Source organism: Bacillus sp. EKM206B, assembly GCF_011066015.1.
GTDB classification, from domain to species: Bacteria; Bacillota; Bacilli; order Bacillales; family Bacillaceae; genus Bacillus; species Bacillus velezensis.
Window position 1 is genome coordinate 545,299 of sequence record NZ_JAAMNL010000002.1, and the last position, 11,988, is coordinate 557,286.

The following is an 11,988-nucleotide window of genomic DNA, read 5'->3' on the forward strand; positions in this document are numbered from 1 at the left end:
GGGTTTTTGCTTTTTTATTGAAAGAATACTCTTTGCGTATGATGATGAAACAGATACAATAAAGCATGAACAGCTTTTTTAGAAACCCCTTTATACAGGGGTTTACAGTCTGTTTGCGATGGCCGGCATAAAGCTATATAATAGAAAGCGAACTCATGTTCTTATTCGCTGAAAAGGGCACCAGAAAGATGAAAAGCCGTTCGAATGTATGTCTTGCGGCCTAAAAAACGAGCCATTCGCTTAAATATGTTGCGAAATCAAGCATATTGGTTATAATTGTGAGTCCGAGGAGAATTGGACCGAAGCTTGCGCATACTGAAAAACAAAGACATGAAAACAGTTAAAAAAGAGAATGATTAAGAGCAGGTTTTTTGAAAGGGGTTTGTACGTTTGGCTAGAAAACAGCAATTTGATTACAACGAAGATGCCATACAGGTGCTTGAAGGCCTGGAAGCCGTCAGAAAACGACCGGGAATGTACATCGGTTCGACGGACGCACGCGGCCTGCACCATCTGGTATATGAGATCGTCGACAATTCCGTCGATGAAGTTCTTGCCGGCTACGGAGATCATATTATCGTAACGATACATAAGGACAACAGCATCTCTGTACAGGACAGAGGACGCGGAATGCCGACCGGGATGCATAAGCTCGGAAAGCCGACGCCGGAAGTTATTTTCACCGTGCTGCATGCCGGGGGGAAATTCGGACAGGGCGGCTATAAAACAAGCGGCGGTCTGCATGGTGTCGGCGCATCTGTCGTAAACGCATTATCAGAGTGGCTGACGGTTACTATTGAGCGTGACGGATATGTGTATAAACAGCGGTTTGAAAACGGCGGCAAGCCCGTGACTTCACTTGAAAAAATCGGAACGACCAAAAAAACGGGAACGCTTACCCATTTTAAACCTGATCCGTCAATGTTCAGCGCAACGGTTTATAATTTTGACACGCTGTCAGAACGTCTGCGCGAATCGGCTTTCTTGTTAAAAGGTTTGAAAATAGAATTAATTGATGAACGGAACGGCGTAAAAGAAGTATTTTATTATGAGAACGGAATTGAAGCATTTGTCGCTTATCTAAACGAGGAAAAAGACGCTTTATGCGAAGTGGTTTCCTTTGAAGGCGAGCATCATGACATTGAAGTCGATTTCGCTTTTCAGTTTAATGACGGGTATTCAGAAAATATGCTGTCATTCGTTAATAACGTCAGAACAAAGGACGGCGGCACCCACGAATCAGGAGCCAAAACGGCAATGACAAGAGCGTTTAACGAGTATGCGCGAAAGGTCGCCCTTTTAAAAGAGAAAGACAAGAACCTTGAAGGCGCCGATATCAGGGAAGGTTTGTCCGCAATCATTTCCGTGCGTATCCCGGAGGAACTGCTGCAATTTGAAGGCCAGACGAAAGGGAAGCTTGGCACAAGTGAGGCGAGATCCGCCGCGGATGCCGTCATTTCCGAGAATCTTGCTTATTTCCTGGAAGAAAACCGCGATACAGCAACCCTGCTTGTCAAAAAAGCGATTAAAGCAAGCCAGGCCCGTGAAGCGGCCCGTAAAGCGAGAGAAGAAGCGAGAAGCGGCAAAAAACGCAAAAAATCAGAAGCGACGCTGAGCGGAAAACTCACACCGGCCGGTTCCAGAAATCCGGCGAAGAATGAATTGTATCTTGTGGAGGGAGACTCTGCGGGAGGTTCTGCAAAACAGGGAAGAGACCGGAAATTCCAAGCCGTGCTGCCCCTTCGCGGAAAGGTCATCAACACAGAGAAAGCAAAGCTTGCAGACATCTTCAAAAATGAAGAAATCAATACGATTATTCATGCGATCGGAGGCGGTGTCGGCGCAGATTTTGAGATAGACGACATCAATTATGACAAGATCATCATCATGACGGACGCGGATACCGACGGCGCGCACATTCAAGTCTTGCTGTTAACATTTTTCTACCGCTATATGAAACCTTTAATCGAGCACGGAAAAGTCTTCATCGCCCTTCCGCCTCTTTACAAAGTGAGCAAAGGAAGCGGTAAGAAAGAGATTATTGAATATGCTTGGTCCGACGAAGAAATGGACGGCGTTTTAAAGAAAGTCGGCAAAGGGTATACCATCCAGCGCTATAAAGGTCTGGGAGAAATGAACGCAGACCAGCTCTGGGAAACGACGATGAATCCCGAATCGCGAACGCTCGTCAGAGTCAAGATCGACGATGCGGCACGGGTAGAGCGCCGTGTAACGACATTAATGGGAGACAAAGTAGAACCGAGAAGAAAATGGATTGAAAAAAATGTTGCCTTCGGATTAGATGAGGAAAGCAATATTTTAGAAAATGAAAACTTGTCGGTCGCTGAGGAGGTTTAATAGTGGCACAGCCAGAATTATTTCATGATTTACCGTTAGAAGAAGTAATCGGCGACCGTTTCGGACGCTACAGTAAATACATTATTCAAGACAGGGCGCTGCCCGACGCTCGTGACGGTTTAAAGCCGGTGCAGCGGAGAATTTTATACGCCATGCACGCAGACGGAAATACATTCGATAAAAATTTCCGTAAAGCGGCAAAAACGGTCGGAAATGTTATCGGTAATTATCATCCGCACGGTGACAGTTCCGTTTATGAAGCGATGGTGCGGATGAGCCAGGATTGGAAAGTGCGGAATGTGCTGATTGAGATGCACGGCAACAATGGAAGCATTGACGGTGATCCGCCGGCTGCCATGCGTTATACGGAAGCGAGATTATCTTCTATCGCATCAGAGCTTTTGCGTGACATTGATAAAAATACGGTTGAATTCGTTCCGAACTTTGATGACACTAGTAAAGAACCGGTTGTTTTGCCCGCCATGTTCCCTAACTTGCTTGTCAACGGATCAACCGGGATTTCAGCGGGCTATGCGACTGATATTCCCCCTCATCATCTGGGTGAGGTCATTGATGCCGTCATTAAACGGATTGAATCTCCGGATTGCACCGTCGATGACTTGATGCAGGTGATTAAAGGGCCTGACTTTCCGACAGGAGGCATTATTCAAGGAGTCGACGGCATTCGGAAGGCTTATGAAACCGGGAAAGGCAAAATTATTATCCGCGGCAAGGCTGAAGTGGAATCCGTAAGAGGCGGACGGGAGCAGATCGTCATTACAGAAATTCCGTTTGAAGTAAATAAAGCCAATCTCGTAAAGAAAATGGACGAATACCGCATAGACAAAAAAGTCGAAGGCATTTCTGAAGTCCGGGATGAAACTGATCGCACGGGGCTTCGGGTGGTCGTTGAGTTAAAGAAAGAAGCCGATGCAAAAGGCATTTTGAATTTCTTATATAAAAACACTGATCTGCAGACAACATATAACTTTAATATGGTCGCCATACATAACCGCCGGCCGATGCTGATGAGTCTTACGGCCATCCTGGATGCGTATATTTCCCATCAGAAGGAAGTGGTGACAAACCGCTCCGTCTTTGAATTGCAAAAAGCAAAAGAGCGGCACCACATCGTTGAAGGCCTGATGAAGGCACTGTCTGTGTTAGATGAGGTCATAGCCGTCATCCGGGCAAGCAGCGACAAGAAAGATGCGAAACAAAACGTAATGTCTAAATTCGCATTTACGGAGCCGCAGGCCGAAGCGATCGTATCCTTGCAGCTGTATCGTCTGACAAACACGGATATTACGGCGCTAAAAGAGGAAGCGGAAGAGCTCAGCAAGAAAATTCAGGAGCTCGAAGCCATTTTAAGTCATGATAAAAAGCTGTTAAAAGTCATTACAAGCAGCCTGAAAAAATTGAAAAAGACCTATGCTGACAGCAGACGGTCTGTCATTGAAGAAAAGATTGAGGAAATTAAAATCAATCTTGAAGTCATGGTTGCCTCTGAGGACGTATATGTGACAGTCACAAAAGACGGCTATGTAAAACGAACAAGCCAGCGGTCATTTGCCGCTTCTAACGGCCAGGATTTCGGTATGAAGGATACTGACAGGCTGATTCACCAATTTGAAATGAATACAACGGATGTTCTCCTGCTCTTTACCAATAAGGGAAGCTATGTTTATTGTCCGGTTCACCAGCTTCCCGATATCAGGTGGAAAGACATGGGGCAGCACGTAACGAACATCATCACGATTGACCGTGATGAAACCATCGTGAAAGCTATACCGGTAAAAGAATTTGATCCATCTTCATATTTATTGTTTATGACGAAAAACGGCATGGTGAAAAGAACTGAAATGACGCATTACAAAGCGCAGCGTTACTCGAAAGCGCTTGTTGCCCTTAACCTTAAAGGGGACGACGAGCTGATTGATGTTCATGTCACAGACGGCGGCAGCCAGCTGTTTATCGCCACCCGCCTCGGGTATGGTTTATGGTTCGGTGAAGATGAAGTAAATGTAGTCGGTGCCCGTGCGGCCGGCGTAAAGGGTATAAATGTAAAAGAGGGTGATACCGTTGTATCAGGACAAATCATGCATGAGACAGATTCGCTTGTCCTTGTCACACAGCGGGGAGCAATCAAGCGGATGAACCTATCTGAATTCGAAAAAACATCCAGGGCGAAGCGCGGTGTCATCATGCTGCGTGAGCTTAAAAAGAACCCGCATCGCGCAGTCGGCGTATTCGCGTGCGCTTTAGCCGACATGATCGCTGCGGAAACAGAAAAAGGCGAGAGAATCGAAATCGCCGTGAAGTCCTTGCGGGCGAATGACCGATACAGCAACGGTTCCTTCTTTACCGATGAAGATGAGACAGGGCCGGTAACAGATGTATGGCGTATCCCCGCGTCTGATGTTTAAGAGTAAAAATAAAATAAAAAAACCTCCGCTCATTGAGCGGAGGTTTTACTATTTAGCTTTCATGGCTGCCGAATAAGTCAGTGATAGCGTGAACGACTTCGATTCCCTGCCATACAAATAAATTCAATGCAGTGAATGAAAATAACCCTAAAATCACCATTCGTAAGATAAACAACATGTTTAACAACCTCCTCATTTTATGTTACATAGATAGGCGATGTTGAACATGAAGCTCATCGAAATACGAGGACTGATAAAATTTAGCGATTAAAAAGCTTTTCTTTCGCTGTCTTCTCCGGGAAGCGGGGCGTCTCCTGTCTGATATCACGATCAGTGAGACAGAAGCGGCAAAAAGCGCCGTCAAGATATATGAGCCCGTCAGCGATTTTTTCTCATCATCAGCATTTTGGCCGGCCTTCATTTCGTGCATTTCCTGCTGGTCGGCTACCGCTTTAAAATGATGAGCAGTATCAAACGCATGGGGAATAGAGAGCAAATGAAAGCTTGCAATCGCTAAAAATAAAATAGAAGCTTTCAAAAACAAGATTTTTTTCAAATGTTCTCCCCCCTTCATAAGTCTGAATATTTTTATTATAATACCCTAATTTAAATGTAAAGTAAACATATTTATTAAATTTAAAAAATTATTATCCTGGTTAAGTATATACCATTCCATTCATCTTTTCATCTCTTTTTTCTTAAAGACCTATTTGTTATGATATGCACGCATTTCTTATGACGTGACAACATTTTTCGGGCAGTAAGATAAAAAACGGGGCATGACAGCAAAATACGTGATGTAGAAACCGAAACATTTTCTTAAAAAAACTTCTCAACCACTGTTGTTGTGATATAATAATACTCGTTGTGTTAAAAGATCTAACATATGCAGCAAAAATGACAGTAAAAGATATGTAAAAGGGAGGTTAAACATGGAGGCTTTCATCAGTGAAATCATAAATGTTCCAAATGATTTTATTTGGAAGTATCTTGTTTATATTTTAGTCGGGATCGGATTGTACTTTACGTTCCGTTTTCGCTTTATTCAATTCCAATACTTTATTGAAATGTTCAGAATCGTCGGGGAGAAGCCGCAAGGGAATAAAGGAGTGTCTTCAATGCAGGCATTCTTTATCTCAGCCGCTTCTCGTGTCGGAACCGGAAACTTGACCGGCGTCGCGCTGGCGATTGCAACAGGCGGTCCCGGCGCAGTATTTTGGATGTGGATCGTAGCGATTGTCGGTATGGCTTCCAGCTTTGTGGAAAGCACCTTGGCGCAGCTGTATAAAGTGCGTTCCGGTGACGAATTCCGCGGCGGTCCGGCATATTACATGGCTAAGGGACTGGGCGCCCGCTGGCTCGGTATTTTATTCGCCGTATTGATTACCGTTTCTTTCGGACTTATCTTTAACGCCGTGCAGTCAAATACGATTTCTGTGGCGTTTGACGAAGCATTCCATGTGAATAAAACAGTTATCGCAATCATTTTAGCTGTATTAACGGCTTTCATTATATTCGGTGGTCTGAAACGTGTTGTATCCGTTTCGCAATTAATCGTTCCGGTCATGGCGGGTATGTATATTCTGATCGCGCTGTATGTTGTAATTGTGAATATTACCGCGGTACCTGAATTGCTTATGACGATTGTGAAAAATGCGTTCGGTCTTGAACAGATCGTCGGCGGAAGCTTAGGAAGCATCATTATTATCGGTGCGCAGCGCGGCCTGTTTTCAAACGAAGCGGGTATGGGAAGCGCGCCGAATGCCGCAGCGGCTGCACATGTGTCTCATCCGGCTAAGCAGGGATTAATTCAGACGCTCGGCGTGTTTTTTGATACATTTATTGTTTGTACATCGACTGCCTTTATCATTTTATTGTACAGCTTTACGCCTAAAGGCGACGGCATCCAAGTGACACAAGCCGCACTGCAGCACCACCTCGGCGGATGGGCGCCGACATTTATTGCGATTGCGATGTTTTTATTCGCATTCAGCTCTGTCGTCGGCAACTATTACTATGGTGAAACGAATATTGAATTTATTAAAACAAGCAAAACATGGCTTAATATTTACCGCGTATTCGTTGTAGTGATGGTGGTATACGGATGTTTGGCTGACTTCCAGATCGTCTGGGACATGGCAAACTTGTTTATGGGACTCTTGGCTCTCATTAACTTAGTGGCAATCTTACTGTTGAGTAATGTAGCCTACAAGATCTATAAGGATTATGCCGCTCAGCGCAAAAAAGGTCTTGATCCCGTATTCAAAGCCGAGAATACCCCGGAGCTCAAGCATATTGAAACATGGGCGGAAGAAGAAGGTACAAGCCCCGAACGTAAGACTGCTAACTGAGGAAACATGCATACAATTTTCAAAAAACCCCTTACATTTTGTTGTGAGGGGTTTTTTTTATGTGAAAAATCGGGTTATTTTTACTAAAAACAGATTTTTTTGAATTTGTTGTATTTTTCTCTTGTGTATGTAAGGGCTTTCATATAAAGTTTAACTAAACCGGTTTACCAAACCGATTTAGTCTTCAAAGAAGGGAGTATTGATGTGGCTTCTGATTATGGTATTTTTACGATCGGTGATGCGATGATCACCTTAAATCCCGCAAGCACAGGACCTTTGCGTTTTGTTACCCATTTTGAACGAAAAGCAGGAGGAGCTGAACTGAATTTTGCGATTGCATGCGCCAGATTGAATCTGCACTCAAAGTGGGTCAGCAGACTGGGGAAGGATGAGTTCGGCAGAGTGATTTATCAGTTTGCCAAAGGAGAAGGAATTGATGTGACTGACGTCTCCTATGTTGAAGGCTTTCCTACATCTTTAAATGTCAAAGAGATCAGAAATGACGGTTCAGGCAAGACGTTTTATTATCGTTTCAATTCACCAATTCTGACTCTTGCACCGGAAGATATAACAGAGAATATGTTTGCCGGCATTCACATCGTTCATCTTACCGGTGTGTTCCTCGCACTTGATAAGAAAAATCTTGAAATTGCTGAAAGGGTGCTTTCCATCGCCAAAGCAAGGGGGATTCCCGTATCTTTTGATCCGAATATCAGGCTGAAGCTGTGGACGATCGAGGAGGCGCGTGCGGCATTTCATCAAATCTTTCCGCATACTGATATTCTTCTGGCGGGCCGGGACGAAATGAAACAGCTGACAGGTATAGGGGAAAATGAAGCATTAGCCCGGTTTGCAGAGACCTATTCAATCAGTCAGCTTGTCATAAAAGACGGTGAAGCAGGTTCTGCGCTGTATCATGATCATAAGTGGATTCACAAAGAGGCTTTCCCGGTTGCGCCTGTTGACACGGTAGGAGCGGGTGACGGCTTTAATGCCGGCTACCTGTACAGTTATCTGCATGGTTTTGAACCGGAAAAACGTCTGGAGTTTGCCAATGCGGTCGGTGCGCTCGTCACCACAGTTTCAGGTGACAATGAAGGGCTTCCCTATCTAGAAGAGGTTCTGTCATTTGTAAACAAAGAGACTGTGATTGAACGGTAGCAAGCACAACTTAAAAAGCGGGTGAGAAAATGAAAGCGGTTCTAGTACGGAAAGCATTTGATCTGGTGGTGACGGAATGTGAGAAACCGTCTGTTGTCCACGCGGATGATGTTCTTGTCAAGGTGAAGCGGGTCGGAATTTGCGGATCAGATTTGCATATTTATCATGGGACAAATCCGTTAGCGTCCCTGCCGAGAGTAATCGGACATGAAGTTACAGGGGAAGTCGCAAATACCGGTTCTCATGTTCGGCGTTTCAAGCCGGGTGACCGCGTAGTGGTTGAACCGATATCTTATTGCGGAACATGCTATGCCTGCCGGAAAGGACGTCCGAACGTCTGCAAAGCGCTTTCGGTGTTCGGCGTTCATGAAGATGGCGGGATGCGGGAATATATCGTGGTTCCGGAAAAGCAGCTGCATGCCGTTTCCCCCGATCTGCCCTGGGAGGAAGCGGTCATGGCAGAACCATATACGATCGGCGCCCAGGCCGTTTGGAGAGGCCGTGTCGAGAAGGAAGATACCGTTTTGATTCAGGGGGCGGGACCGATCGGAATCTGCATATTAAAAATGGCAAAGTTCAAAGGCGCTTCCGTCATGATAACTGACTTGAATGATGAACGCTTGGCATTCGCTGAAAAAAACGGTGCGGACGTTACCGTCAACGCGCAAAAAGAAGATCCCGTTTTGCGGGTGAACGAATGGACAAAAAAAGAAGGCGCCAATGTCGTCATTGATGCCGTCTGTCTCCCCTCAACGTTTGAAACGTCCATTGACGCGGTGTCTCCGGCCGGTCATGTGGTTGTGCTTGGTTTTGATGAGAGGACTGCCGGCATTTCTCAGCTTCCGATCACAAAAAAGGAAGTCACGATAACCGGTTCAAGATTGCAGACGAACCAGTTTCCGTACATTACAGACTTACTGAATAAAGGCCTCTTAACGCACGGCGGTCTTATTACACATACATTTTCAGCAGATGACGTCCATCAAGCATTTCAGTTGATCGAACAGCATCCGGGCAAGGTGGGAAAAGCAATCATTACGTTTGATTAAAGGAGGAGCGAGAATGCTGCCTAAGTACGCCATTTACGAAAAACTTCTGCATGCACAAGTGGTGGCTGTCATAAGGGGACAAAACAGCCAAGAGGCGCTTGATGTTTCAAAAGCGGCCATTTCAGGAGGTATCAGCGCCATTGAGCTTACATACACAACTCCTGAAGTGGAAGATGTCTTTAAGGAACTCCGGCATCAAGATATTCTTCTTGGAGCCGGTTCTGTAATGGATACAGAAACGGCGAGACACGCCATTTTATCAGGCGCCTCATTTATCGTCAGCTCTCATTTTGTAAAAGAGATAGCATCTCTATGCAACCAGTACAGCGTACCGTATCTTCCGGGATGCATGAGCGTGTCTGATATGGCTTTGGCGCTCGAAGCCGGATGTGATGTGGTAAAGCTGTTCCCCGCTAATTCGTTTGACCCTTCATTTATCAAGTCGGTCAACGGCCCTCTGCCGAATGTCCGCATTATGCCGACCGGGGGTATCTCATTAAACAGCATGAATGACTGGCTCTCTGCCGGAGCGGTCGCGGTCGGTGTGGGAAGCGACTTGACAAAAGCATATCAAAAGGGCGGCTATGAAGCTGCCGTATCCCTCAGCAAAGAATACGTCTGCCGAAAAAACGAATATACGGGGGTGTAACATGAATATCACGTTTCGCTGGTACGGCCAAGGTAATGATACGGTGACTCTTGAACATGTCAGACAAATTCCCGGGGTCAAAGGCATCGTCTGGGCTCTTCACCAGAAGCCCGCGGGCGATGTATGGGAAAAGGAGGACATTGAAGCGGAAGTCAGATTCATTCAATCCTATGGGTTTCATGCAGAGGTCGTGGAAAGCGTGAATGTTCATGAAGCCATTAAACTCGGTCATGAAGAACGCGGACAATATATTGAGCACTATAAACAGACCATTCGCAATCTGTCCGAATTCGGCGTGAAAGTCATCTGTTACAATTTCATGCCGATATTTGACTGGACGCGTACCGATATGTTCCGCGCGCTGGAGGATGGGTCAACCGCACTGTTTTTTGAAAAAGCGAAAGTGGAAAGTCTCCCTCCGGAGGAACTGATCCGCACGGTTGAAGAATCTTCTGATTTGACGCTTCCCGGGTGGGAGCCGGAGAAAATGGCCCGGATCAAGGAACTGTTTGAGGCCTATCAAACGGTTGATGAAAAACAGCTTTGGGCCAATCTAGAATTCTTTTTACATGAAATCCTTCCTGTAGCGGAGGAACACGGCATTCAAATGGCCATTCATCCGGATGATCCGCCCTGGTCAATTTTTGGCCTGCCCCGTATTATCACCGATGAGAAAAGTTATGAAAAGCTGCAAGAGATTTCAGATTCACCCGCCAACTGTATTACGTTGTGCACGGGTTCGATGGGAGCGGATCCCGCCAATGATATGGTGAAGATCACCAAACACTATGCGGGAGCTGCGCCGTTTGCCCATATACGAAATGTGAAAATCTGCGATAACGGTGATTTTACGGAAACTTCGCATCTTACCAGTGATGGGTCCATTGATATTACCGGTGTTGTAAAAGAATTGCACGGCCAAGACTATAAAGGATATGTACGGCCTGATCACGGCCGTCATATCTGGGGCGAACAATGCCGGCCGGGTTATGGTTTATATGATCGTGCTTTAGGAATTATGTACTTGAACGGGCTGTGGGATGCGTTCTCGTCTCATGAGAAAGGGGTGAAGAGATGAGACCGATTCATGAACGTTTATCAGGAAGAACCGCTGTCATAACAGGCGGGAGCGGTGTTCTCTGTTCAGCAATGGCAAAGGAGCTTTCACGGCAGGGGATGAAAATTGCGATCGTCAGCCGGAATGCTGATAAAGCAGAGCGTGCGGCGGGCGAGATTGCTGACGCTGGAGGAACCGCGGTTTCTGTACCGGCTGATGTTTCAGCCCGTGATTCGCTCGAAAAGGCAAAAGACGAGATTATCAGCCGGTTCGGTTCTGTCAATCTTTTAATTAACGGAGCCGGGGGAAACCACCCTGATGCGATCACTGCCAGCGAGACGTATGAAGAGGATGAGCAGGGCACATCATTTTTTGATATGGACGAAACGGGGTTTTCCAGCGTATTTTCAACCAACTTTACCGGTGCATTTCTGGCATCGCAAGTGTTTGGAAAAGACCTTTTGAAGGCGGAATGTCCCGCGATTATTAATATTTCTTCTATGAGTGCGTATACACCGATGACAAAGGTGCCCGCCTACAGCGCGGCCAAGGCGGCGATTCAGAATTTTACGATGTGGATGGCTGTTCATTTCGCAAAAAAAGGGCTGCGGGTGAATGCCATCGCTCCGGGTTTCTTTTTGACAGCGCAAAACCGTGGGTTGTTATTACAGGAAGATGGAAGTCTGACAGACCGATCCAATAAGATTATGGCACATACACCGATGAAACGTTTCGGGAAACCGGAAGACCTTCTGGGAACGCTCCTGTGGCTTTCGGATGATTCATGCTCGGGCTTTGTCACCGGGGTCACCGTTCCCGTCGACGGAGGTTTTATGGCTTATTCCGGAGTGTGACAGAATCCATGTCCCTGTCAGATTGTAAACCATTTACTTCTGACTTATACTAGTGAAAAATGAAGACAGACGGGGATGAGTCT

10 protein-coding genes are annotated in these 11,988 nt (G+C 46.0%); 8 read left to right on the top strand and 2 right to left on the bottom strand.

What is annotated here, in order from left to right:
- The first annotated feature begins 390 nt into the window (after positions 1-390).
- Positions 391-2,358: a DNA topoisomerase IV subunit B gene (parE, locus tag G9F50_RS05610; protein ID WP_007611767.1), complete on the top strand. Its 1,968-nt coding sequence runs from the start codon at positions 391-393 to the stop codon at positions 2,356-2,358.
- A gap of 2 nt (positions 2,359-2,360) precedes the next feature.
- Positions 2,361-4,784, top strand: coding sequence for a DNA topoisomerase IV subunit A (gene parC / locus G9F50_RS05615; RefSeq protein WP_060561636.1), 2,424 nt, complete (start codon positions 2,361-2,363; stop codon positions 4,782-4,784).
- A gap of 52 nt (positions 4,785-4,836) precedes the next feature.
- On the opposite strand, the gene G9F50_RS20540 is transcribed toward parC, so the two are convergent.
- Positions 4,837-4,962: a hypothetical protein gene (locus G9F50_RS20540; RefSeq protein WP_013352436.1), complete on the bottom strand. Its 126-nt coding sequence runs from the start codon at positions 4,960-4,962 to the stop codon at positions 4,837-4,839.
- 24 nt (positions 4,963-4,986) lie between these two features.
- Entirely contained in the window at positions 4,987-5,340 is a 354-nt protein-coding gene (locus tag G9F50_RS05620; RefSeq protein WP_003153956.1) for a hypothetical protein, read from the bottom strand.
- Positions 5,341-5,716: 376 nt separating this feature from the next.
- Here G9F50_RS05620 and G9F50_RS05625 point away from each other — a divergent pair, with 376 nt between their 5' ends.
- From G9F50_RS05625 to G9F50_RS05650, 6 genes are all read left to right on the top strand, one after another.
- Complete coding sequence (locus tag G9F50_RS05625) at positions 5,717-7,135, top strand: alanine/glycine:cation symporter family protein (RefSeq protein WP_015239933.1); 1,419 nt, start codon at positions 5,717-5,719, stop codon at positions 7,133-7,135.
- 204 nt (positions 7,136-7,339) lie between these two features.
- Positions 7,340-8,296 (top strand): sugar kinase, encoded by a 957-nt coding sequence (locus G9F50_RS05630; RefSeq protein WP_032871576.1) that lies wholly within the window; start codon positions 7,340-7,342, stop codon positions 8,294-8,296.
- 29 nt (positions 8,297-8,325) lie between these two features.
- On the top strand, positions 8,326-9,345 hold the full coding sequence (locus G9F50_RS05635) for a zinc-binding alcohol dehydrogenase family protein (RefSeq protein ID WP_060561635.1): 1,020 nt from the start codon (positions 8,326-8,328) through the stop codon (positions 9,343-9,345).
- A gap of 13 nt (positions 9,346-9,358) precedes the next feature.
- The gene (locus tag G9F50_RS05640) at positions 9,359-9,994 is read left to right on the top strand and encodes a bifunctional 2-keto-4-hydroxyglutarate aldolase/2-keto-3-deoxy-6-phosphogluconate aldolase (RefSeq protein ID WP_165406466.1); all 636 of its coding nucleotides are present in this window, start codon (positions 9,359-9,361) and stop codon (positions 9,992-9,994) included.
- A gap of 1 nt (position 9,995) precedes the next feature.
- Positions 9,996-11,072 carry a mannonate dehydratase gene (uxuA, locus tag G9F50_RS05645; protein ID WP_060561634.1) on the top strand — a complete coding sequence of 359 codons (1,077 nt, stop codon included), beginning with the start codon at positions 9,996-9,998 and terminating at the stop codon, positions 11,070-11,072.
- Positions 11,069-11,905: an SDR family oxidoreductase gene (locus G9F50_RS05650; RefSeq protein WP_015239937.1), complete on the top strand. Its 837-nt coding sequence runs from the start codon at positions 11,069-11,071 to the stop codon at positions 11,903-11,905. The genes uxuA and G9F50_RS05650 overlap by 4 nt, the downstream gene beginning before the upstream one ends.
- The last annotated feature ends 83 nt before the right edge of the window (positions 11,906-11,988 follow it).

Coding starts and splice junctions, on each gene's coding strand:
- G9F50_RS05625 (WP_015239933.1), top strand. CDS start 5,717: ATGGAGGCTTTCATCAGTGAAATCATAAATGTTCCAAATGATTTTATT.
- uxuA (WP_060561634.1), top strand. CDS start 9,996: ATGAATATCACGTTTCGCTGGTACGGCCAAGGTAATGATACGGTGACT.
- G9F50_RS05650 (WP_015239937.1), top strand. CDS start 11,069: ATGAGACCGATTCATGAACGTTTATCAGGAAGAACCGCTGTCATAACA.
- G9F50_RS05640 (WP_165406466.1), top strand. CDS start 9,359: ATGCTGCCTAAGTACGCCATTTACGAAAAACTTCTGCATGCACAAGTG.
- G9F50_RS20540 (WP_013352436.1), bottom strand. CDS start 4,962: ATGTTGTTTATCTTACGAATGGTGATTTTAGGGTTATTTTCATTCACT.
- G9F50_RS05635 (WP_060561635.1), top strand. CDS start 8,326: ATGAAAGCGGTTCTAGTACGGAAAGCATTTGATCTGGTGGTGACGGAA.